Below are 22,003 nucleotides of genomic sequence, written 5' to 3' on the forward strand. Positions count from 1 at the left end.
GCCCCGCCCCCGCCCGCCGGCAGCAGCCTCGCCCGCCCGGCCCCGGCGGGCCGGCCGCCCAGCAGCCAGGCCGCGGTCCCCAGGCACGCCACGGCCGCTCCCGTCGACATCCCGGCCGCCCCGTTCATCCCGCACCTCCCTCTCCCGGTCCGCCGGCGGTCGTGCACCGAAGCAGCTCCCGCAGCCGCTGCCATCCCCGCTCACGGGTGAAGGCCTGCGGGCCCCACCGCAGCGCCGGCACCGTCCGCACCAGCCCCGACGGGTCCCGCTCCAGTACGTGCGCCTCCGCGATCCGCCGCCGCCCGCTCCGGTCGCGTACGAGGTGCAGCACCACCGAAAGGGCGGCAGCCAGCTGGCTGTGCAGCGCGTACCGGTCGAGTCCGGCGGCCGTGCCGAGCGCCTCCAGCCGGGCCGGCACGTCGGCGGCGGCATTGGCGTGGACCGTGCAGGAGCCGCCTTCGTGGCCGGTGTTGAGGGCCGCCAGCAGATGGACCACCTCCGGGCCGCGCACCTCGCCGACGACCAGCCGGTCCGGCCGCATCCGCAACGCCTGCCGCACCAGGTCCTCGAGGGTGACCAGGCCCGCGCCCTCCTGGTTGGCGGGCCTGGTCTCCAGGCGCACGACGTGCGGGTGGTCGGGGCGCAGTTCCGCCGAGTCCTCGGCCAGGACGATGCGCTCGTCGGGCCCGGCCAGCCCCAGCAGCGCGCTCAGCAAGGTGGTCTTGCCACTGCCGGTCCCCCCGCTGACGAGGAACGACAGCCGTGCGTCCAGCAGTGCCCGCAACACGCGGTCGCCGCCCGGCGGGACCGTCCCGGCCGCCACCAGCTCGTCGAGGGTGAAGGCGCGCGGCCGTACGACCCGTAGCGACAGACAGGTGCCGCCGACGGCCACCGGGGGCAGCACCGCGTGCAGCCTGGTCCCGTCGGGCAGCCGTGCGTCGGCCCAGGGCCGGGCGTCGTCCAGGCGACGGCCGGCCACGGCGGCGAGCCGCTGCGCCAGACGCCGTACGGCCGTCTCGTCGGGGAAGGACACCTCGGTCAGTTCCAGTCCTCCGCCCCGGTCCACCCAGACCCGGTCCGGCGCCGACACCAGCACGTCGGTCACCGAGGGGTCCGACAGGAGCCGTTCCAGCGGCCCACTGCCGACCAGCTCGGACCGCAGTTGCTCGGCCGCTCCCAGCACCTCGGCGTCCCCGAGCACCCGCCCCTGGTCCCGCAGCGCCTGCGCCACCCGCGCGGGCGTCGGCTCGGCCCCGCTCTCGGCCAGCCACCGCCGCACCCCGTCGAGCATCCCGGGCGGCATGACCGCTCCGCTCGTCACCGGCCCCCTCATGCCGCCCTCGCCTCCACCAGCGCCCGCTCCCAGAACTGCCTGCAGAAGCGGGCCAGCGGGCCCCGGCCGGAGGCTCCGGGCGGCCGTCCCGTCCCGTACGGTCGTTGCAGGGCGGGTTCGAGGGGCACGTCTCCCGCGAGGGGCAGCCCGAGCAGCCGGGCCACCTCACGGTCGTCCAGCCCCGGCGCGTACGGTCCGCGCACCGCCACCCTCAGATCACGCAGGACCATGCCCACGGCGGAGGCGACGCGGCCCGCCGCCGCGACGGCGCGCAGTTCCGCGGGGACCACGAGGAGCCCGAGGTCGAGCTGGGCGAGGACCTCGGCGACCCCGTCGTCGACGCGGCGCGGCAGGTCGACCACGACGGTGCCGCCTCCGCGCCGCGCCGCGGCGAGCACCGCGCGTACGGCCCTGGGCGGTACGGCGAGGCAGTCGCCGCGGTCCCAGCTGAGCACCCGCAGCGCGTGCAGTTCCGGCAGTGACTCCTCCAAGGCGCCGCCGCCGACCCGGCCGTGCGACGCGGCGAACGCCGGCCAGCGCAGCCCTTTGGCCGTCTCGCCCCCGAGGACCACGTCGAGTCCGCCGCCCAGCGGATCGGCGTCCACGAGGAGCGTGCGCAGTCCCTCGTGCGCGGAAGTGACGGCGAGTGCGCACGCGAGCGTGGACGCCCCGGCACCGCCCCGGCCGCCGATGACGCCGACGGTCAGGGCGGGCCGCCCGACGCCCTCGGCCACGTCGGCGATGCGGTCGACCAGCCACTGTTCTCCGTCGGGCAGCATCAGGACGTGGTCGGCGCCGATCTCGACGGCCCGTCGCCAGACCCCGGAGTCGTCCTGGTCGCGGCCGACCAGCACCACTCCCGGGCGGCGCGCCGCGCCACGCACCCGCCGCGCGGCGTCGTCCCCGACCAGGACGAGCGGTGCGGCCTCCCAGTCGCCCCTCGGTTCCGGCACCGCGTGATGGACCTCGGGTGTGACGCCGGCCGCCGCGCACAGGCGCAGCAGGTCGTCGAGGAGCCCGGTGTCCTCGGTGATGATCAGCGGTGCGCCCGGTCGGTCTCCTCCGGTGGCCGGCGGCGGACCGTGGGTGATGGTTCCGGACATGTTCGTTCCCCTTTGCCGCATCTCTCGCGCAGCCCCCTTGCGGCTCCGCGATTCCCAGACGTGCGAAGAGCCGACGAGCGGCCTTCCTTTGGACGGCCGGCGGAAACCGGCCGTACGCGACCCGACAAACGGATCCGGGTGTGAACTCATGGCGAGCGGGACGCGTCGGAATCACGATGCGGAAGTCCGGAAAAACATGTGGATCTTGGTCGAAAACTGTGGACCCGTCGACGGCTGTGAATATCTCGGTCACCCCTGCCGGTGAGTCCCGCACACCTCCTGTGCGACTCCCGCAGAGCAGTCCGACGGCTACCCTGGGTAACCATTCATGCGCATGACAAGTAGCCAGAGGCACGGCACCGGCCGGGCACGCCGGCCACGAGGAGAACGCGGAAAACCCACCCGGACATGCGACGACCCCCGCCGGGGGGGAGAGCGGGGGTCGTCCCCACGGCCGACTCGGGGGGGGAGGAGTCGGACCGGGTTAGCACGGTCGCGAACGATCCGTGACTTCCATGGTGTACCCGAGAGCCTTCTCAGGCAAACCCACACGCCCCACCTTACGCCGAATGGGCTGCACCTATGCTCAGGAACGTGGAAAACCACTCGATGCCCCGCGCAGCCGCCTTCTTTGACCTGGACAAGACGGTCATTGCGAAGTCGAGCACGCTCACGTTCAGCAAGTCGTTCTATCAAGGCGGCCTGATCAACCGCAGGGCGGTCCTGCGCACCGCGTACTCCCAGTTCGTGTTCCTCGCCGGCGGCGCCGATCACGAGCAGATGGAGCGGATGCGCAAGTACCTGTCCGCGCTGTGCCGCGGCTGGAACGTCCAGCAGGTCAAGGAGATCGTCGCCGAGACGCTGCACGACCTGATCGACCCGATCATCTACGACGAGGCCGCCACCCTCATCGAGCAGCACCACACCGCGGGGCGCGACGTCGTGATCGTGTCCACCTCGGGCGCCGAGGTGGTCGAGCCGATCGGCGAACTGCTCGGCGCCGACCGGGTGGTGGCCACCCGTATGGTCGTGGGCGACGACGGGTGCTTCACCGGCGAGGTCGAGTACTACGCGTACGGTCCGACCAAGGCCGAGGCGGTCCGGGAGCTGGCCGAGTCGGAGGGCTACGACCTGACCCGTTGCTACGCCTACAGCGACTCGGTGACCGATGTGCCGATGCTGGAGTCCGTGGGCCACCCGCACGCCGTGAACCCGGACCGGGCACTGCGTCGGGAAGCCCTCGCGCGGGAGTGGCCGATCCTCGACTTCCACCGCCCGGTCCGGCTCAAGCAGCGCTTCCCCGCGTTCTCCGTGCCGCCGCGCCCCGCCCTGGTCGCGGCGGCCGCCATAGGCGCCGCGGCCGCCACCGCGGGTCTCGTCTGGTACGCGAGCCGCCGCCGCGCGGCGGCCTGACCGCCTCCCGCGCGAGCCGCCCCGGCCAGGGCCGGCCGCTCACCACGCGTGTCCGGCCCATACCTGTTTGAGGGTAAAAGTAAAGAAGTGGAGCCAGGGCTTCCGATCGTCCCGAAGCCGGAGTACAAAGGACTCAACGGCCCGCGAGACCAAGGACATCCGAGAGGAAAGCCTTCACCAACGCATGAGTGGCCCCACGGACCGAGCATGACCACCGGGAACCCACGCGACGTCGACCCGTCGATTACGGGCCAGCCGCACCAGGTGACGGGCAAAGTCCCCGGCCTGATGGGCACATATCGAGGACGCTTGGTAACACGGTGGGCGTGCCAGCGGCGGTACGAGCACTCGTACCGCCGCATCTCTGCGGCGCCCCGTCCGGCCCCTCGTCACGCGGCCCCGCGCTGCAGCGCCTCGCACACGGCCGTCGACTCGCGCGCCCCCAGCTCGACCGCGCGTCCGCAGTGGGCGATCCAGGCCGCCACGCCCTCGGGGGTACCCGAGACGTACCCCTCCAGCGCCTCCAGGTAGGCCTCCCGTCCCAGCTCGGCGTGACCGACCTCGGCCGGGCAGACCGACTTGGGGTCGAGGCCGCTGCCGACCAGGACGATGCGTTCCGCCGCACGTGCGACCAGACCGTTGTGGGAGGTGAAGGGGCGCAGCGCGAGAAGCTCGCCGTGTACGACGGCGGCGGTCACCAGCGCGGGGGCGGAACCACCCGCGATGATCAGCCCGGACAGCCCCTCCAGCCTGCCGTGCGCCTCCGCCGCGCCCGGCAGGCCGAGTCCGATGAAGGGCTCGTCGACCGGTTCGCCCGCCTGCCGGGGCCGCCCGACCTGCTCCGCCCTGTCGGCCGCCGCGACCAGGTGAAGCCGGGCCAGGACCCGCAGGGGCGACTGCCGCCAGATGGACAGCAGCTGTCCCGCCTCGGCGGTCAGCCGCAGCGCCGCACCCATCGTGCGCGCCTCGCCGTCGCCGCTGAAGTCGCTGCGGCGGCGCACCTCCTCCAGGGCCCAGTCCGCACCCGACAGCGCCGCCGAACCACGGGCGCCGCGCAGCGCCGCCTCGGAGGTGATCTCGTTGCTGCGCCGCCGCATGACCCGGTGCCCGTACACCCGGTCCACGGCCTTGCGCACGGACTCCACGGAGTCGGCCACCCCGGGCAGGGAACCCAGAGCGGCGAGCGGGTCGGCGGTCGCGCCTGTCGTACTCATGAGTACGACCCTACGCACCCGGGGCGCCCACCCCACGATGGAGTGGTCTTCTTCACGCCCGTTCGCCACCCACGGCTATCATTCCATTACGCTTGGTGAACATGAAAATTGCTTTCGTGGGGAAGGGCGGCAGCGGAAAGACGACCCTGTCCTCCCTGTTCATCCGTCATCTCGCGGCCGTCGGCGCCCCGGTCGTCGCGATCGACGCCGACATCAACCAGCACCTCGGGGCCGCACTGGGGCTCGACGAGGCGGAGGCGGCCGCACTGCCCTCGATGGGCGAGCGCCTGCCGCTGATCAAGGAGTACCTGCGCGGCACCAATCCGCGCATCGCGTCCGCCGAGACGATGATCAAGACCACCCCTCCCGGCGAGGGCTCCCGGCTGCTGCGGGTGTGCGAGGACAACCCGGTCTACGACGCCTGTGCGCGTCCGGTGGGACTCGACGGCGGGGCCGTCCGTCTGATGGTCACCGGCTCCTTCACCGACGCCGATCTGGGGGTCGCCTGCTACCACTCCAAGACCGGAGCGGTGGAACTGTGCCTGAACCACCTGGTGGACGGCCCCGGCGAGTACGTCGTGGTGGACATGACGGCCGGCTCGGACTCCTTCGCCTCCGGCCTGTTCACCCGTTTCGACATCACGTTCCTCGTGGCCGAGCCCACCCGGAAGGGCGTCTCCGTCTACCGCCAGTACAAGGAGTACGCCCGCGACTTCGGCGTCACCCTGAAGGTCGTCGGCAACAAGGTGCAGGGCCCGGACGACCTCGACTTCCTCCGCGCGGAGGCCGGGGAGGACCTCCTGGTGACAGTGGGGCACTCGGAGTGGGTCCGGGCCATGGAGAAGGGCCGTCCACCCCGGTTCGACCTCCTGGAGGAACCCAACCGGCAGGCGCTGCGCCTGCTGCACTCGGCCGCCGACGCGACGTACGCGTCGCGCGACCCCGAGCGCTACACCCGCCAGATGGCGCACTTCCACCTGAAGAACGCCCGGTCGTGGGGCGACGAGCGCACCGGGGTCGACCTGTCGGCCCAGATCGACCCCGGCTTCGTGCTCGGCGAGGACGTCACGGCGCCCGCCTGACGCTCACCGCTTCGCCCCCGGGGCTCCGGGCACCCCCTTGGGGGCCGGTACGGGACCGCCGGACAGGAAGGACCTCCAGCCCTCCCTCGGGGCCTCGCCCACGTCCAGCGTGCGCAGCTTCTCCAAGGTGGCCGGGTCCTGTGCGTCCAGCCAGTCCACCAGTTGCCGGAAGGAGACACAGCGCACGTCGGACGTGGTGCACACCTCCTCGATGACCTCCTCGACGGCCCGCATGTAGGTTCCACCGTTCCAGGACTCGAAGTGGTTGCCGATGATCAGGGGCGCCCTGTTGCCCCTGTAGGCCCGTTCGAATCCCTGGAGGAGGCCGTCCCGCATCTGGTCGCCCCACCTCTCGTGCTCGGCGGGGTCGCCCTGGGTGGTGGTGCCGGACTGGTTGACCATGAAGTTGTAGTCCATGGTCAGCTGTTCGAAGGAGTGGCCCGGGAAGGGCACGAGCTGCATCGACAGGTCCCACAGGCCCTGCTTCTCCTTCGGCCACACCTGGTTGTTGACCCCGCTGGTGTCATAACGGAAGCCCAGGTCGCGGGCGGCCTTCATGAAGTTCTTCCGGCCCTCCAGGCAGGGGGTGCGGGCACCGATCAGCTCCCTGTCGTAGTCGAAGGGCAGCGGTGCCGCGTCCCTCATGCCGGTGTTGGTCTTCCAGGTCTTCACGAAGCGCTTGGCCTGGGCGATCTCGTCCTTCCAGTCCGCCACCGACCATTCCCCGACCCCGCCGGCGCTGCCGCAGAAGTGCCCGTTGAAGTGGGTGCCGATCTCGTTGCCCTCGAGCCAGGCGAGACGCAGTTGCCTCACGGTGTCGGCGATGCCCTCCGGATCGTTGAAGCCGATGTCGGAGCGGCCCGGGGAGTGCTGGGGCGGGCGGTACAGATCCCTCTTCTCCTCCGGCAGCAGGTACACGCCGCTCAAGAAGTACGTCATGGTCGCGTTGTTCTCCTTGGCGACCTTGCGGAAATACGAGAAGAGCTTCTGACTGTCCTCGCCCGCGCCGTCCCAGGAGAAGACCACGAACTGCGGGGGCTTCTCACCGGGCTTCAGCCGCTCGGGCCGGGGCAGGTGCGGCTGCGCCCCGGTGTACGCGGTGGAGCCGTCGCCGATCAGCCGGACGACGTTCTTCGGCGCGGGGGCCGGCTCGGCCTTCTTCTGCTCCCGGGCCCGGTCGCCGTCGCCGTCGCCGTCGGTGCCGGTCCCGCAGCCGGCGAGCGAGGCGACGCAGACGGCGACGATCACGGTGCCCGTGGCGATCCTGTGGGTGGCGGCCATCCGCCCACCTTCTTCCTTCTCTCGGGCCGAGCTCGATGAGGGCTCTGTCTGGTGCTGTGCCGGTCCCTGCCGACAGCGCCGTCAAAGTCGCACGGAAGACAGAAGGAATTAATACGACAAGCCGATGAAACGACTACGCCACTCTTTGGGGTGACTGATTCACCCATTTGCCCGGAAAGTCTATGCCAGTCTTTTACTCTCAATTACGATCTGTTTACTGATTGTCACTACCCGAGGGAATTGAGAGAGGGGAAGCCATGTCAGCGTGCGTTCCCGCCCGCGCCGCCGACTCGGATCGGACCGAGCGCGCCCACCCGCCCCACAGCCCACCGCGGGCCCGCCTCCCGCGCCCGCGCCTCGCGGGCGCCGACCTGTCGGCCGCGACCGCGGTCTTCCTGATCGCCCTTCCGCTGTCCCTGGGCATCGCCCTCGCCACCGGCGCGCCGCTCCAGGCCGGCCTGGTCGCCGCCGCCGTGGGGGGAATCGTCGCCGGACGGCTCGGCGGCTCCCCGCTCCAGGTGAGCGGTCCCGCAGCCGGACTCACCGTCGTCACCGCCGACCTCATCCAGCGCTACGGCTGGCGGACGACCTGCGCCATCACCGTCCTCGCCGGACTCGCCCAGCTCGGCCTCGGCTGCCTGCGCGTGGCGCGCGGCGCGCTCGCCGTCAGCCCCGCGATCGTGCACGGCATGCTCGCCGGTATCGGCGTCACCATCGCCGTCGCCCAGCTGCACATCGTCCTCGGGGGCACCCCGCAGAGCTCCGTCCCCGACAACCTCCGGGCTCTTCCCGCCCAGTTGGCAAGCCTGCGCCCCGAGGCCCTGTCGGTGAGCCTGCTGACACTGGCCCTGCTGCTGCTCTGGCCCCGGCTGCCGGGCCGCGCCGGGCGCGTTCTGCGCATGGTCCCGGCCGCGCTCGTCGCCGTGGCCGGAGCCACCGCGGTCGCCGCCGCGGCCGGCCTCGTCCTGCCCAAGGTGGATCTGCCGTCCTGGCGCAACCACGCCCTGGCCGGGCTGCCCGAGGGGCCCGTGCTCGGCCTCGCCGCCGCCGTCCTCACCACCACGCTGGTGTGCAGCGTGCAGTCGCTGCTCGGCGCGGTCGCCGTGGACAAGCTGGTGTCCGGCCGCCCCGGCCCCGGCCCTGTCGGACGGTCCGACCTGGACCGTGAACTGCTCGGGCAGGGCGCGGCCAACATCGTCTCCGGCTCGCTCGGCGGACTGCCGGTGGCCGGAGTGGCGGTCCGCAGTACCGCGAACGTCAAAGCGGGTGCCGTGAGCCGGAACTCCACGGTGCTGCACGGCGTTCTCGTAGTGATCGCCGCGCTGCTGATGGTCCCGCTCCTGGAGCTCATCCCGCTCGCCTCGCTCGCCGCCCTGGTGATGGCCGTCGGCATCCAGATGGTGTCCCTGCACCACATCCGCACGGTGACCCGCCACCGCGAAGTCCTGGTCTACGCCGTGACCACCCTCGGCGTGGTCTCCTTCGGCGTCCTGGAAGGCGTGGCGCTGGGCATCGCCGTCGCCCTCGGTGTGGCCCTGCACCGGCTCACCCGCACCCGTATCACGCACCGGGAGGAGGAAGGAGTCCACCACGTGCACGTGCGAGGGCAGCTGACGTTCCTCGCGGTGCCACGGCTCAGCCGGGTCCTGCACCTCGTGCCCCAGGGCTCCGGCGTGGTGGTGGCGCTGGACGGCTCCTTCATGGACCACGCGGCCTACGAGGCGCTGCAGGACTGGCAGAGCACGCACACCGCGCGGGGCGGCACGGTGGAGATCACCGGCCGTCGCGCCGGAGTCCGGATCGCCGAACCCGCCGCCCTCGCCTCCGGGCACCCGCCGGGCGGAAGCGAGGAGACCGGCGCGTCCGACACCGACTGCCGCTGCCGGCCCTGGACGGCCTGGCGCAACCATCAGTGCGAACGCCCGGGCACCCTGCCGGACGGCGGCCCGCGGCCGGGCGCGGCCGGCGGAAGGAAGGCGGTGGGCGGGGGCGGCAGAGCCCACGAAGGCGGGCCCGGGCGGGCCGGCACCGGTGGGCATGAGCTGATGCGCGGCATCAGCGTGTTCCAGCGCAACACCGCTCCCCTGGTGCGCGGGGAGCTGGCCCGGCTGGCGCGTGAGGGACAGCGGCCCACTCAGCTGTTCCTCACCTGCGCCGACTCGCGGGTGGTCACCTCGATGATCACGGCCAGCGGCCCGGGGGATCTGTTCGTGGTGCGCAATGTCGGCAACCTCGTGCCACCGCCCGGCGCGGAGAGCGGCGACGACTCGGTGGCGGCCGCGATCGAGTACGCCGTGGAGGTGCTGGCGGTCCGGTCGATCACGGTGTGCGGGCACTCGGGATGCGGTGCGATGCAGGCACTGCTCGACACCGAGCCGGACGGCGCCCGTACCCCGCTGGGACGCTGGCTGCGGCACGGCCGGCCGAGCCTGGAGCGCATGGACGACGGCAGCACGCCCCCGTCACGGCTGGCGGGGCGGGCGTCCGCCGACGCGGTCGAGCAGCTCTGCCTGACGAACGTGGTGCAGCAGCTGGAGCATCTGCGCGCCCATGAATCGGTGACCCGGGCTCTGGGGGACGGGGTCCTGGAGCTGCACGGCATGTACTTCCACGTGGGTGAGGCCCAGGCGTATCTCCTCACCGAGCGGGAAGGGGAGCCGGTGTTCGACAGGATCAGGTCCGCGGAGCCGGCGATGTGAGGGACCCGTCCGGGCGCGAGAGGTGTGACACCCCTTGAACCGGCTCGCTCCGGGCTCCGTGGGAAGGGGTGGCGCACACCGCACCACCCCGCCCGATAGGTCTAAACCAATTTTCCGTCGGCCCTTGTCAGCGCACCCTCGGGTCTGATGAGCTGTGGCCTGGGACACAACGGACACCCTGGGAAAGGCAGATGCCGTGAGCAACGAAAGCCTGGCCAACCTCCTGAAGGAGGAGCGTCGCTTCTCGCCCCCCGCCGACCTGGCCGCGAACGCCAACGTCACGGCGGAGGCGTATGAACAGGCCAAGGCTGACAGGCTCGGCTTCTGGGCCGAGCAGGCCCGCCGGCTGGACTGGGCCAAGGAGCCCACCGAGACCCTGGACTGGTCGAACCCGCCGTTCGCCAAGTGGTTCGCGGACGGCGAGCTCAACGTGGCCTACAACTGCGTGGACCGCCATGTGGAGGCGGGGCGCGGCGACCGGGTCGCCATCCATTTCGAGGGCGAGCCGGGCGACAGCCGCTCCCTCACCTACGCCCAGCTCAAGGACGAGGTCTCCAAGGCCGCCAACGCCCTGCTGGAGCTCGGGGTCCGGAAGGGCGACCGGGTCGCCGTCTACATGCCGATGATCCCGGAGACCGCGGTCGCGATGCTGGCCTGCGCCCGCATCGGAGCCACCCACTCCGTCGTCTTCGGCGGCTTCTCGGCGGACGCGCTGGCCACGCGCATCCAGGACGCCGACGCGCGTGTCGTCATCACGGCCGACGGCGGCTACCGGCGCGGCAAGCCCTCCGCGCTGAAGCCGGCCGTGGACGAGGCGGTCGGCAAGGCCGGTCACGTCGAGCACGTCCTCGTCGTCCGCCGCACCGGCCAGGACGTCGCCTGGACCGAGGGACGCGACGTGTGGTGGCACGACCTGGTCGAGCGGCAGAGCGCCGAGCACACCCCGGAGGCGTTCGCGGCCGAGCACCCGCTGTTCATCCTCTACACCTCGGGCACGACGGGCAGGCCGAAGGGCATCCTGCACACCTCCGGCGGCTACCTGACCCAGACGGCGTACACGCACTGGGCCGTGTTCGACCTCAAGCCGGAGACCGACGTGTACTGGTGCACGGCCGACGTCGGCTGGGTCACCGGGCACTCGTACATCGTCTACGGGCCGCTCGCCAACGGCGCCACCCAGGTGATGTACGAGGGCACGCCGGACACCCCGCACCAGGGCCGCTTCTGGGAGATCGTGCAGAAGTACGGCGTGACGATCCTCTACACGGCGCCCACCGCGATCCGCACGTTCATGAAGTGGGGCGACGACATCCCCGCGAAGTTCGACCTGTCCTCGCTGCGGGTGCTCGGCTCGGTCGGTGAGCCGATCAACCCCGAGGCGTGGATCTGGTACCGCAAGAACATCGGCGCGGACCGCACCCCGGTGGTGGACACCTGGTGGCAGACCGAGACCGGCGGCATCATGATCTCCCCGCTGCCGGGCGTGACCGACGCCAAGCCCGGCTCCGCCCAGACCCCGCTGCCCGGAATCTCCGCGACCGTCGTCGACGACGAGGCGAACGAGGTGCCGGACGGCGGCGGCGGCTACCTGGTCCTGACCGAGCCGTGGCCGTCGATGCTGCGCACCATCTGGGGTGACGACCAGCGGTTCATCGACACCTACTGGTCGCGGTTCGAGGGCAAGTACTTCGCCGGCGACGGCGCCAAGAAGGACGACGACGGCGACATCTGGCTGCTCGGCCGGGTCGACGACGTGATGCTGGTGTCCGGGCACAACATCTCCACCACGGAGGTCGAGTCCGCGCTGGTCTCGCACCCGTCGGTCGCCGAGGCGGCCGTGGTCGGCGCGGCGGACGAGACGACCGGTCAGGCGATCGTCGCCTTCGTGATCCTGCGCGGGACGGCGGCGGAGAGCGAGGACCTGGTCGGCGAGCTGCGGGGCCACGTGGGCGCCACGCTCGGCCCGATCGCCAAGCCCCAGCGGATCCTGCCGGTGGCGGAGCTGCCGAAGACCCGCTCCGGCAAGATCATGCGCCGCCTGCTGCGGGACGTCGCGGAGAACCGCCAGCTCGGCGACGTCACCACGCTGACGGACAGCACGGTCATGGATCTCATCCAGGCCAAGCTCCCCCAGGCGCCCGGCGAGGACTGAGCGGACCGCGTCCGACCGGGGCACCTTGCGCTGCCGTGCGCGGGGTGCCCCGACGTGCTCCCGGTGCACCCCGGGAGCACGTTAGTTAAACTAAACGAAAAGCTGTCTCATGGGGCGCCGGGAAGTCTGGTCGGCACGCGATACGTGCTGCCCGCCGACCAGAGGAACTCCCCCGTGAACGCCCCCCGCACCCCCAGCCCCCGCAAGGCCTTCGGCCGTCTCTCCCTGCCCGAACGGTCGTACGTCGCCGACGCCCTGCGCACCGAGACGGTCGGCGGCGTCCTGCTCCTCCTCGCCGCCGTCGCCGCGCTGCTCTGGGCGAACGTGCCCGGCCTGCACGGCAGCTACGAGAGCGTCAGCCACTTCCACTTCGGCCCCGAGGCCCTCGGGCTGAACCTGTCGGTGGCGCACTGGGCCGCCGACGGGCTGCTCGCGGTCTTCTTCTTCGTCGCGGGGATCGAGCTCAAGCGCGAACTCGTCGCCGGTGATCTGCGCGACCCCAAGGCCGCCGCGCTCCCCGTCATCGCCGCCCTGTGCGGCATGGCCGTACCGGCGCTGGTCTACACCCTCACCAGCGGCGTCGGCGGCGGCTCACTGGCAGGCTGGGCCGTGCCCACCGCCACCGACATCGCCTTCGCGCTCGCCGTGCTCGCCGTCATCGGCACCTCCCTGCCCAGCGCGCTGCGGGCCTTCCTGCTCACCCTCGCCGTCGTCGACGACCTGTTCGCGATCCTGATCATCGCGGTCTTCTTCACCGACGACCTGGACTTCGCCGCGCTCGGCGGCGCGGCCCTGGGCCTGGCCCTCTTCTGGCTGCTGCTGCGCAAGGGCGTGCGCGGCTGGTACGTGTACGTGCCGCTCGCGCTGGTCGTGTGGGCGCTGATGTACAACAGCGGCATCCACGCCACCATCGCCGGCGTCGCCATGGGCCTGATGCTGCGCTGCCACCGCCACGAGGACGAGGAGCACTCCCCGGGCGAACGCATCGAGCACCTCGTCCGGCCGCTCTCGGCGGGCCTCGCGGTGCCGCTGTTCGCCCTGTTCAGCGCGGGCGTGGCGATCTCCGGCAGTGCTCTCGCGGACGTGTTCACCCAGCCCGAGACGCTCGGCGTGGTGCTCGGACTGGTCGCCGGCAAGACGCTCGGCATCTTCGGCGGTACGTGGCTGACGGCACGCTTCACCAGGGCGTCGCTCAGCGACGACCTGGCCTGGGCGGACGTGTTCGCGGTGGCCGCCCTCGCCGGGATCGGCTTCACCGTCTCGCTGCTCATCGGGGAACTCGCCTTCGAGGACGACGCGGCGATGACCGACAGCGTCAAGGCGGCCGTCCTGGCCGGCTCGCTGATCGCCGCCGCCGTCGCGACGGTGCTGCTGAAGGTACGGAACGCCAAGTACCGCAGGCTGACCGAGGAGGAGGAGCGCGACGAGGACCACAGCGGCGTCCCGGACGTCTACGAACAGGACGACCCCGCGTACCACCTGCGCATGGCGGAGATCCACGAACGGAAGGCCGCCGAGCACCGGCGGCTCGCCCGGGAGAAGTCCGCCGAGCGGGACGCGCGTGCCGAAGTGGCGGGCGGGGCAGGCGAGGAGCACGACGGTCCGGCATGATCTGACGAGACGGTACAAAAGACTGACCCGTACGCGCGGACACAGAGACGTACGCAGAAGAGGGAGACCGCGATGAGCGCACCCGACGGCAGCCCGGTCGGCGCCGAACGCAGCATCGGCCAGCTGTTCGCCTCGGCGACCGCCGACATGTCGGCGCTGGTGCACGACGAGATCGCACTGGCGAAGGCGCAGCTCAAGCAGGACGTCAAGCGGGGGGCGACCAGCGGCGGCGCGTTCACGCTGGCCGGTCTGCTGCTGCTGTTCTCCCTGCCGATGCTGAACTTCGCGCTGGCCTACGGCATCCGCACCTGGAGCGGCTGGAACCTCGCCCTCTGCTTCCTGCTGTCCTTCGCGGCGAACGTGCTGGTCGCCGCGGCCCTCGCGCTGATCGGCATCACCTTCGCCAAGAAGGCCAAGAAGGGCCGGGGCCCGCAGAAGGTCGCCGCCTCGGTGAAGGAGACGGCCGGCGTGCTGCAGAAGGCCAGGCCGCACCCCCGCCCCGAACTGCCCGAGGACCGGGTCCCCCGGGCCGTCGAGGCTGTGGCACGCTCGTCCTCATGACGGAACCCGCCACCCCTCCGGCGCAACCCGCTTCGGCCGTACGCCTCGGCATCCCCGGCGGCGCCGGACTGACGCACCGGGACGTCGCCGCCAACGGCGCCCGCTTCCACATCGCGGAGCTGGGTGACGGCCCCCTGGTGCTGCTGCTGCACGGCTTTCCGCAGTTCTGGTGGACCTGGCGGCACCAGCTCACGGCGCTCGCCGACGCCGGGTTCCGGGCCGTCGCCATGGACCTGCGGGGTGTCGGCGGCAGCGACCGCACACCGCGCGGCTACGACCCGGCCAACCTCGCGCTGGACATCACCGGGGTGATCCGCTCCCTCGGCGAGCCGGACGCCGCGCTGGTCGGTCACGACCTGGGCGGGTACCTGGCGTGGACGGCGGCGGCGATGCGCCCCAAGCTGGTACGGCGGCTGGCGGTCGCGTCCATGCCGCACCCGCGGCGCTGGCGCTCGGCGCTGCTCTCCGACGCCCGGCAGTCCGCCGCCCTGTCCCACATCTGGGGATTCCAGCGCCCCTGGATCCCGGAGCGCCGGCTCACCGCGGACGACGGGGCGCTGGTGGCCGAGCTCGTCCGGGACTGGTCCGGGCCGCGCCCGCCGGACGAGGAGGCGCTGGAGAACTACCGGCGGGCCATGTGCATCCCGTCCACGGCGCACTGCTCGATCGAGCCCTACCGCTGGATGGTGCGTTCCCTGGCCCGTCCGGACGGCATCCAGTTCAACCGCAGGATGAAGCGCCCGGTGCGGGTGCCGACGCTGCATCTGCACGGCTCGCTGGACCCGGTCGTCCGCACCCGCAGTGCGGCGGGGTCCGGGGAGTACGTGGAAGCGCCGTACCGCTGGCGACTGTTCGACGGACTGGGTCATTTCCCGCACGAAGAGGACCCGGTCGCCTTCTCCACCGAACTGATCAATTGGCTGAAGGATCCGGAGCCCGATCGGTGAACCGGCCGAGCGCTTGTCTGACGATCGGCCAATTGCCCCGCGCATAGGCCAATTAGGGGCGCGTGAGGTGGTTATCGACCTTGGGGCGGGGGCAGACGTCGGGGTATGGGCTGGACGCACGACTACAGTGACGCAAGCCGCGATCGCCGCTCGGCGGGCGGTGTGACTTCCCACCGGCGAGGCGGTGCACCACAGATGGCGGGTACGGACCTCAGGGTGGGAATCCCGCACATCCTCCGTCGCAGGGCCCGCTGGGTCTCCGTCCGGCTGCGCCACCCGCGCGGCTGACGACCCGTACGCCGGTCCCCCGGGACCCGCCCGACGGCTCCCGACCGGCACCGCGCGGCCCGCCCCCTCCGGGCGGACCGCGGGAAGGCGGCGACGGGCCCTCGAGCTGACGACGGGAGCTAGAGGGCGCAGCTGTCGCTGTCCACCTGCCGGTTCGCGGCGCGGCCCTCGGCGATGTCCTCCTGGATCTCGTCCACGGTGAGCGCGTACCCCGTCTCGGCGTCGTCGAGCGACTTCGCGAAGACCACGCCGTAGACCTCGCCCTCGGGGGTGAGCAGCGGGCCGCCGGAGTTGCCCTGACGGACCGTCGCGTACAGGGAGTACACGTCGCGGCGGACCGTGCCGCGGTGGTAGATGTCGGGGCCGTTGGCCGTGATGCGTCCGCGCAGGCGCGCGGCGCGGACGTCGTAGGCCCCGTTCTCCGGGAAGCCGGCGACGATGGCGCTGTCGCCGCTGCTCGCGTCCTCACCGGCGAACCGCAGCGCGGGCGCCTCCAGGTCGGGTACGTCGAGGACCGCGATGTCGCGCCTCCAGTCGTAGAGGACGACCGTGGCGTCGTACTTCCTGCCCTCACCGCCTATCTGCACGGTCGGCTCGTCGACGCCGCCCACGACGTGCGCGTTGGTCATGACCCGGCGCTCGGCGAAGACGAACCCGGTGCCCTCCAGGACCTTGCCGCAGCTCGGGGCGGTGCCCATCACCTTGACGATGGAGCGCTGCGCGCGCAGGGCGACCGGACTGCCGGCGAGCGCGGGGTCCGGGGGCTCCACGTCGGTGATCGGCTCGTTGGAGAAGGGGCTGAAGACCTGCGGAAAGCCGTTCTGCGCGAGGACGGAGGAGAAGTCGGCGAACCAGGTGTCGGCCCGGTCGGGCAGTGCCCGGGAGACCCCGAGCAGCACCTTGGAGCCGCGGACCTCCTTGCCGAGCGTCGGCAGCGTCGTGCCGGCGAGGGCGGAGCCGATCAGCCAGGCGACCAGGAGCATCGCGACGACGTTGACCAGGGCGCCGCCCGTGGCGTCCAGCGCGCGGGCCGGGGACCAGGTGATGTGGCGGCGCAGCTTGTTGCCGAGGTGGGTGGTCAGGGCCTGGCCCACGGAGGCGCAGACGATGACGACCACGACCGCGACGACGGCGGCCGTCGTACCGACCTCGGCGTCGTCCGTCATGGCGTCCCAGACGACGGGCAGCGTGTACACGGCGGCGAGGCCGCCGCCCAGGAAGCCGATCACCGACAGGATCCCGACGACGAAGCCCTGCCGGTACCCGACGACCGCGAACCACACGGCGGCGAGGAGCAACAGGATGTCCAGCATGTTCACCGCTTCACGCCTCGTCTCGTCCGGCCGGGCACGGCGCCCACCCTGTCATGCCCTGTCATGAGCGCCGGTCCAGCGGGACGCGCCTGTCCCGGTCCCAGGGCCGCTCCCACCCCGCGAAGTGCAGCAACCGGTCGATGACCCCGGCGGTGAAGCCCCAGACGAGGGCCGATTCGACCAGGAATGCCGGGCCCTGGTGACCGCTGGAGTGGACCGCGGTCGCACGGTTGTCCGGGTGGGTGAGGTCCGCCACGGGGACGGTGAAGACCCTCGCGGTCTCGTTCGGGTCGACGACCCCCACCGGGCTGGGGACGCGCCACCAGCCGAGCACGGGGGTGACGACGAAGCCGCTGACCGGGATGTAGAGCTTCGGCAGCACGCCGAAGAGCTGGACGCCGGCCGGGTCGAGCCCGGTCTCCTCCTCGGCCTCGCGCAGCGCGGCCCGCAGCGGACCGTCGCCCTGCGGGTCGCCGTCCTCGGGGTCGAGGGCGCCACCGGGGAAGGACGGCTGCCCGGCGTGCGAACGCAGTGAACTCGCGCGCTCCATGAGCAGCAGCTCCGGACCGCGCGCGCCGTCGCCGAAGAGGACGAGGACGGCGGACTGGCGCCCCGTGCCGTTCTCCGGGGGCAGGAAGCGGCTCAGCTGTGTCGGTCTCACCGTCTCCGCCGCCCGGACCACCGGGTCCAGCCAGGAGGGCAGCCCTTCCCGGCTGAGCGCCACCGAAGCGTCCTGGGCACCGCTCGTCCGCGTCATCGCCACCCCCGTCGTCCGGTCGCGTCCCACGGGTCCAACGCCCGGCGGCCCCGAGATCGTTCCGCGGGCCGCCTGCGTGTGCCGCTCCGTCATCCGGCCCCCAGCGGCGGCGCGGGCCTGCCGCCGGCGTCCAGGTAGGCCTGCGGGGGCTTCAGCCGCTGGCCCGGGAAGCCGCCCTTCTCGTACTTGAGCAGCTTCCGCGCCTTCTCCGGGTCCGTCTCGCCCTCGCCGTACGCCGGGCAGAGCGGTGCGATGGGGCAGGCGCCGCAGGCGGGCCTGCGGGCGTGGCAGATGCGGCGGCCGTGCCAGATGACGTGGTGGGACAGGTCGGTCCAGTCCTTCTTGGGGAAGAGCGCGCCGACGGCCGCCTCGATCTTGTCGGGGTCGGTCTCCTCGGTCCACTTCCAGCGGCGCACCAGCCGCTGGAAGTGGGTGTCCACGGTGATCCCCGGGCGGCCGAAGGCGTTGCCGAGCACGACGAACGCCGTCTTGCGGCCCACGCCGGGCAGTGTGACGAGGTCCTCGAGCCGGCCGGGCACCTCGCCGCCGAAGTGCTCCACCAGGGCCTTCGACAGTCCTATGACCGACCTGGTCTTGGCCCGGAAGAAGCCGGTGGGGCGCAGGATCTCCTCCACCTCCTCGGGGTCGGCCGCGGCCAGGTCCTCGGGGGTGGGGTACTTCGCGAAGAGGGCGGGGGTCGTCTGGTTGACGCGCAGGTCGGTGGTCTGAGCCGACAGCACGGTGGCGACCACGAGTTGGAAGGGGTTCTCGAAGTCCAGCTCCGGGTGGGCGTACGGGAACACCTCGGCGAGCTCGCGGTTGATCCGGCGCGCCCGGCGGACCAGCGCGGTGCGCGACTCGCCCCCGGCCGGCCCGGCCGCGGTCCCCGCGGGGGCGGGCCTCCTGGCCCCGGCCGCCTTCTTCGCCACCGCCTTCTTCGCTCCGGACGCCTTCTTCGCCGCCGTCCCCTTCGCCGCCGGCTTCTCCGCCGGCGCGCCCGTCTCCTCGTCCGCCCCGCTCGCGCGGACCACCGGTTCCTTCTTCAACGGTGACCTCTTTGCCGTTTTCGCCGTTTCCCTACCGCCATCGGAGCTCCGTTCGCCCACAGCGGAATCGTGACGCACCACCACTCGCACAGCTCCCTCGGCCCGTGCTCCCACCGGCGATTTGGACACCCGGCCAGCCTACGGCCCGGCGCCGACATCCGCCCCGGCCCCCGAGGACCGGCGGCCAATCGGACCCCTGCCGCTTACCCCGACCGGCCCGTGCGGCATCCTTGTGACAGATCACACTGTTTGGACCGTCCGGCAAAATGGGCACCACGGTCCCCTGGTACGTGGGGGAACAAGATCCCCTGAGCAGGTCGACAAGGAGAGAACTCGTGGACGACGTTCTGCGGCGGAATCCGCTCTTCGCGGCGCTCGACGACGAGCAGGCCGCCGAGCTTCGCGCCTCCATGAGTGAGGTGACCCTCGCACGGGGCGACTCCCTGTTCCACGAGGGCGACCCCGGCGACCGCCTGTACGTGGTCACCGAGGGCAAGGTCAAGCTGCACCGCACGTCTCCCGACGGCCGCGAGAACATGCTCGCCGTGGTGGGTCCCGGCGAGCTGATCGGTGAGCTGTCGCTCTTCGACCCGGGCCCGCGCACCGCGACCGCCACGGCCCTCACCGAGGTCAAGCTGCTCGGTCTGGGCCACGGCGACCTGACGCCCTGGCTGAGCGCCCGCCCCGAGGTGGCCACGGCACTGCTGCGGGCCGTCGCGCGCCGGCTGCGCAAGACCAACGACGCCATGTCGGACCTGGTCTTCTCGGACGTCCCGGGCCGTGTCGCCCGCGCCCTGCTGGACCTCTCCCGGCGCTTCGGCGTGCAGTCCGAGGAGGGCATCCACGTCGTGCACGACCTCACGCAGGAGGAGCTGGCCCAGCTGGTCGGCGCGTCCCGCGAGACGGTCAACAAGGCCCTGGCCGACTTCGCCCAGCGCGGCTGGCTCCGTCTGGAGGCCCGCGCGGTGATCCTCCTGGACGTCGAGCGCCTCGCGAAGCGCTCCCGCTGACCCCTGGCACCGGAGCCCCGCTTCCCGTGGGAAGCGGGGCTCCGCCGTGTCCGCGCGCCCCGCACGCCCCGCGCGCTCCAAGGGCTCCGGGGCCCCGGGGGCTAGATGATGCCGTGCTCCCGCAGGTACTCCAGCTGGGCGCGGACCGACAGTTCCGCGGCCGGCCACAGGGAGCGGTCGACGTCGGCGTAGACGTGGGCGACGACCTCGGCGGGGGTGCGGTGGCCGTCCTCGACGGCCGTCTCGACCTGGGCGAGGCGGTGGGCGCGGTGGGCGAGGTAGAACTCGACGGCGCCCTGGGCGTCCTCGAGGACGGGTCCGTGGCCGGGCAGGACCGTGTGGACGCCGTCGTCGACCGTGAGCGACCTGAGCCGGCGCAGCGTGTCCAGGTAGTCGCCGAGGCGGCCGTCGGGATGGGCCACGACCGTCGTGCCCCGGCCCAGGACGGTGTCGCCCGTGAGGACCGCCCGGTCGGCCGGGAGGTGGAAGCACAGGGAGTCGGCGGTGTGGCCGGGCGTCGGCACCACCCTCAGCTCCAGCCCCCCGACGGTGATGACGTCCCCGGCGGCCAGCCCTTCGTCACCGAGCCGCAGCGCCGGGTCCAGCGCCCGCACCTTCGTGCCGGTCAGCTCGGCGAAACGGGCGGCGCCCTCGGCGTGGTCGGGGTGACCGTGCGTCAGCAGGGTGAGGGCGACGCGCTTCCCGGCCCGCTCGGCCGTGCCGACGACGTGCCGCAGGTGCCCCTCGTCCAGCGGGCCCGGGTCGACCACGACCGCCAGGCCGGAGTCCGGTTCCGACAGGATCCAGGTGTTGGTGCCGTCCAGGGTCATCGCCGAGGCGTTGGGGGCCAGCACGTTGACGGCGCGCGCGGTGGCGGGTCCGGAGAGGGCGCCGCCCCGTGGCTGCCCGGGCAGGGTGCTCGCGTCCGTCATGCGGGGGCCCCACCGGTCGGGATGCGCTTGGTGAACTCGTCGTGTCCCGGCCAGGAGAGCACGATCTCCCCCTCCACCAGGCGCGCGGTGGCCAGCACCGGCGTGAGGTCCCGGGCGGGGGCCGCGTCGAGCGCCTCCGCCGCCGTGTCGTACGCGGTGAGCTGGCGCAGGGTGGCGATGGTCGGGGGCATCATCAGCAACTCTCCCCGGTCGTAGGCGGCGGCCGCCCCGCGCGGGGTGATCCACACCGTGCGGTCGGCCTCCGTGGAGGCGTTGCGGGTGCGCTGGCCCGCGGGGAGCGCGGCGACGAAGAACCAGGTGTCGTAGCGGCGCGGCTCGAACTCGGGGGTGATCCAGCGGGTCCAGGCGCCGAGCAGGTCCGAGCGCAGGACCAGTCCGCGGCGGCCGAGGAACTCCGCGAAGGACGTCTCCCGGGCGACGAGCGCGGCACGGTCCGCCTCCCAGTCCTCGCCGGTCGTGTCACCGACCACGGAGTCGGGGGTGGGCCCGGCGAGCAGCACCCCGGCCTCCTCGTACGTCTCCCGCACGGCCGCGCAGACGATCGCCTGGGCCCCCGCCTCGTCGACGCCGAGCCGGTCCGCCCACCACGCGCGCGGGGGGCCCGCCCAGCGGACGCGCCGGTCGTCGTCGCGCGGGTCGACACCGCCGCCGGGGTAGGCGTACGCGCCGCCGGCGAACGCCATGGTCGTGCGTCGGCGCAGCATGTGCACGGCGGGCCCGTCACCGGTGTCCTTGAGCAGCATGACGGTGGCCGCGCGCCTCGGCACGACCGGTGTGAGCCCGCCGTCCGCCAGCGCACGGATCCGCTCCGGCCACTCGGGCGGGTACCACTCCCCGCCGGCCTGCGCATTCACCATGGCCGGAGGCTATCCCGTGACGGGCGGATGTTCGAGTGCCCCGGGGAGGGGGGACGACGGAACCGGCGAACGACACGGCGGCCCGCCGCACGGCACCCGCCCGGTGCCGGGGGGCGGAGTCGCCCGGACCGGACGCGCGCCCCGCACGGGGCCGCGGGGACGGGCCGCGCCACCACGCCCCACCGGTCCGCCGGGCGCCGGAACGCGGCGGATCCGGTCATGCGGGCCCCGTTCCGCGCGTCGGGCGCCCGGGGAAGGCGTCACCGGGGGAAGGCCTCACCGGTCCGCACGGCGGTGTCGCGGGCGCCGCCGCCCGTCGCGGGGGCGTGGACCGCACCGGACGCCCGTGCCCGCCGGGGGCGGGCCCGGGACCGGCGGTCCGG

General features: G+C 72.6%; 18 protein-coding genes. 9 read left to right on the forward strand and 9 right to left on the reverse strand.

The features are described 5' to 3' along the window. Nucleotides 1–124: 124 nt before the first annotated feature. Nucleotides 125–1,333: a TadA family conjugal transfer-associated ATPase gene (locus ABTY20_RS27570; RefSeq protein ID WP_351999754.1), complete on the reverse strand. Its 1,209-nt coding sequence runs from the start codon at nucleotides 1,331–1,333 to the stop codon at nucleotides 125–127. Further along, entirely contained in the window at nucleotides 1,330–2,436 is a 1,107-nt protein-coding gene (ssd, locus tag ABTY20_RS27575; RefSeq protein ID WP_351999755.1) for a septum site-determining protein Ssd, read from the reverse strand. Before ssd ends, ABTY20_RS27570 begins: the two co-directional genes overlap by 4 nt. A gap of 582 nt (nucleotides 2,437–3,018) precedes the next feature. On the opposite strand from ssd, the gene ABTY20_RS27580 reads away from it, so the two are divergent. Continuing rightward, nucleotides 3,019–3,849, forward strand: a complete 831-nt coding sequence (locus ABTY20_RS27580) for an HAD family hydrolase (protein ID WP_351999756.1) — start codon at nucleotides 3,019–3,021, stop codon at nucleotides 3,847–3,849. A gap of 389 nt (nucleotides 3,850–4,238) precedes the next feature. Here the strand turns inward: ABTY20_RS27580 and ABTY20_RS27585 are convergent, their stop codons facing one another. Then, entirely contained in the window at nucleotides 4,239–5,063 is an 825-nt protein-coding gene (locus tag ABTY20_RS27585; protein ID WP_351999757.1) for a Fic family protein, read from the reverse strand. Between the two features lie 101 nt (nucleotides 5,064–5,164). Here ABTY20_RS27585 and ABTY20_RS27590 point away from each other — a divergent pair, with 101 nt between their 5' ends. Then, a complete protein-coding gene (locus ABTY20_RS27590) occupies nucleotides 5,165–6,145 on the forward strand; it encodes an ATP-binding protein (protein WP_351999758.1) in 981 nt (326 codons plus the stop codon). Nucleotides 6,146–6,148: 3 nt separating this feature from the next. Here the strand turns inward: ABTY20_RS27590 and ABTY20_RS27595 are convergent, their stop codons facing one another. Then, a complete protein-coding gene (locus tag ABTY20_RS27595; RefSeq protein ID WP_351999759.1) occupies nucleotides 6,149–7,426 on the reverse strand; it encodes a polysaccharide deacetylase family protein in 1,278 nt (425 codons plus the stop codon). Nucleotides 7,427–7,683: 257 nt separating this feature from the next. Here ABTY20_RS27595 and ABTY20_RS27600 point away from each other — a divergent pair, with 257 nt between their 5' ends. From ABTY20_RS27600 to ABTY20_RS27625, 6 genes are all read left to right on the forward strand, one after another. Next, complete coding sequence (locus tag ABTY20_RS27600; protein ID WP_351999760.1) at nucleotides 7,684–10,125, forward strand: bifunctional SulP family inorganic anion transporter/carbonic anhydrase; 2,442 nt, start codon at nucleotides 7,684–7,686, stop codon at nucleotides 10,123–10,125. 196 nt (nucleotides 10,126–10,321) lie between these two features. After that, entirely contained in the window at nucleotides 10,322–12,277 is a 1,956-nt protein-coding gene (gene acs / locus ABTY20_RS27605; RefSeq protein WP_351999761.1) for an acetate--CoA ligase, read from the forward strand. A gap of 174 nt (nucleotides 12,278–12,451) precedes the next feature. After that, nucleotides 12,452–13,888, forward strand: a complete 1,437-nt coding sequence (gene nhaA, locus ABTY20_RS27610; protein ID WP_351999762.1) for a Na+/H+ antiporter NhaA — start codon at nucleotides 12,452–12,454, stop codon at nucleotides 13,886–13,888. 72 nt (nucleotides 13,889–13,960) lie between these two features. After that, a complete protein-coding gene (locus ABTY20_RS27615) occupies nucleotides 13,961–14,449 on the forward strand; it encodes a phage holin family protein (protein ID WP_351999763.1) in 489 nt (162 codons plus the stop codon). Then, nucleotides 14,446–15,396: an alpha/beta fold hydrolase gene (locus ABTY20_RS27620; RefSeq protein WP_351999764.1), complete on the forward strand. Its 951-nt coding sequence runs from the start codon at nucleotides 14,446–14,448 to the stop codon at nucleotides 15,394–15,396. Before ABTY20_RS27615 ends, ABTY20_RS27620 begins: the two co-directional genes overlap by 4 nt. Nucleotides 15,397–15,501: 105 nt before the next feature. Beyond that, on the forward strand, nucleotides 15,502–15,684 hold the full coding sequence (locus ABTY20_RS27625; protein WP_351999765.1) for a hypothetical protein: 183 nt from the start codon (nucleotides 15,502–15,504) through the stop codon (nucleotides 15,682–15,684). A 119-nt stretch (nucleotides 15,685–15,803) separates the two neighbouring features. Here ABTY20_RS27625 and ABTY20_RS27630 read toward each other — a convergent pair whose 3' ends face one another. The 3 genes from ABTY20_RS27630 to nth form a co-directional block, all read right to left on the reverse strand. Further along, nucleotides 15,804–17,003 (reverse strand): MarP family serine protease, encoded by a 1,200-nt coding sequence (locus ABTY20_RS27630; RefSeq protein WP_351999766.1) that lies wholly within the window; start codon nucleotides 17,001–17,003, stop codon nucleotides 15,804–15,806. Nucleotides 17,004–17,058: 55 nt separating this feature from the next. Next, nucleotides 17,059–17,754 carry an NUDIX hydrolase gene (locus ABTY20_RS27635; protein WP_351999767.1) on the reverse strand — a complete coding sequence of 232 codons (696 nt, stop codon included), beginning with the start codon at nucleotides 17,752–17,754 and terminating at the stop codon, nucleotides 17,059–17,061. An 89-nt stretch (nucleotides 17,755–17,843) separates the two neighbouring features. Further along, nucleotides 17,844–18,800, reverse strand: a complete 957-nt coding sequence (nth, locus tag ABTY20_RS27640; protein ID WP_351999768.1) for an endonuclease III — start codon at nucleotides 18,798–18,800, stop codon at nucleotides 17,844–17,846. A gap of 335 nt (nucleotides 18,801–19,135) precedes the next feature. On the opposite strand from nth, the gene ABTY20_RS27645 reads away from it, so the two are divergent. Next, nucleotides 19,136–19,810 (forward strand): Crp/Fnr family transcriptional regulator, encoded by a 675-nt coding sequence (locus ABTY20_RS27645; protein ID WP_006132548.1) that lies wholly within the window; start codon nucleotides 19,136–19,138, stop codon nucleotides 19,808–19,810. Nucleotides 19,811–19,911: 101 nt separating this feature from the next. Here ABTY20_RS27645 and ABTY20_RS27650 read toward each other — a convergent pair whose 3' ends face one another. Next, nucleotides 19,912–20,742: an MBL fold metallo-hydrolase gene (locus tag ABTY20_RS27650; RefSeq protein WP_351999769.1), complete on the reverse strand. Its 831-nt coding sequence runs from the start codon at nucleotides 20,740–20,742 to the stop codon at nucleotides 19,912–19,914. Continuing rightward, on the reverse strand, nucleotides 20,739–21,620 hold the full coding sequence (locus tag ABTY20_RS27655; RefSeq protein ID WP_351999770.1) for an NUDIX hydrolase: 882 nt from the start codon (nucleotides 21,618–21,620) through the stop codon (nucleotides 20,739–20,741). The genes ABTY20_RS27650 and ABTY20_RS27655 overlap by 4 nt, the downstream gene beginning before the upstream one ends. Nucleotides 21,621–22,003 lie beyond the last annotated feature (383 nt).

Source organism: Streptomyces sp. NPDC126497, assembly GCF_040302425.1.
Taxonomy (GTDB): domain Bacteria; phylum Actinomycetota; class Actinomycetes; order Streptomycetales; family Streptomycetaceae; genus Streptomyces.

Excerpts from the sequence above, each read along its gene's own strand:
- ssd (WP_351999755.1), bottom strand. The coding sequence starts at position 2,436 with ATGTCCGGAACCATCACCCACGGTCCGCCGCCGGCCACCGGAGGAGAC.
- ABTY20_RS27570 (WP_351999754.1), bottom strand. The coding sequence starts at position 1,333 with ATGAGGGGGCCGGTGACGAGCGGAGCGGTCATGCCGCCCGGGATGCTC.
- ABTY20_RS27600 (WP_351999760.1), top strand. The coding sequence starts at position 7,684 with ATGTCAGCGTGCGTTCCCGCCCGCGCCGCCGACTCGGATCGGACCGAG.
- ABTY20_RS27635 (WP_351999767.1), bottom strand. The coding sequence starts at position 17,754 with ATGACGCGGACGAGCGGTGCCCAGGACGCTTCGGTGGCGCTCAGCCGG.
- ABTY20_RS27595 (WP_351999759.1), bottom strand. The coding sequence starts at position 7,426 with ATGGCCGCCACCCACAGGATCGCCACGGGCACCGTGATCGTCGCCGTC.
- ABTY20_RS27590 (WP_351999758.1), top strand. The coding sequence starts at position 5,165 with ATGAAAATTGCTTTCGTGGGGAAGGGCGGCAGCGGAAAGACGACCCTG.
- ABTY20_RS27585 (WP_351999757.1), bottom strand. The coding sequence starts at position 5,063 with ATGAGTACGACAGGCGCGACCGCCGACCCGCTCGCCGCTCTGGGTTCC.
- ABTY20_RS27580 (WP_351999756.1), top strand. The coding sequence starts at position 3,019 with ATGCTCAGGAACGTGGAAAACCACTCGATGCCCCGCGCAGCCGCCTTC.
- ABTY20_RS27620 (WP_351999764.1), top strand. The coding sequence starts at position 14,446 with ATGACGGAACCCGCCACCCCTCCGGCGCAACCCGCTTCGGCCGTACGC.
- ABTY20_RS27655 (WP_351999770.1), bottom strand. The coding sequence starts at position 21,620 with ATGGTGAATGCGCAGGCCGGCGGGGAGTGGTACCCGCCCGAGTGGCCG.
- ABTY20_RS27625 (WP_351999765.1), top strand. The coding sequence starts at position 15,502 with ATGGGCTGGACGCACGACTACAGTGACGCAAGCCGCGATCGCCGCTCG.
- ABTY20_RS27650 (WP_351999769.1), bottom strand. The coding sequence starts at position 20,742 with ATGACGGACGCGAGCACCCTGCCCGGGCAGCCACGGGGCGGCGCCCTC.
- ABTY20_RS27615 (WP_351999763.1), top strand. The coding sequence starts at position 13,961 with ATGAGCGCACCCGACGGCAGCCCGGTCGGCGCCGAACGCAGCATCGGC.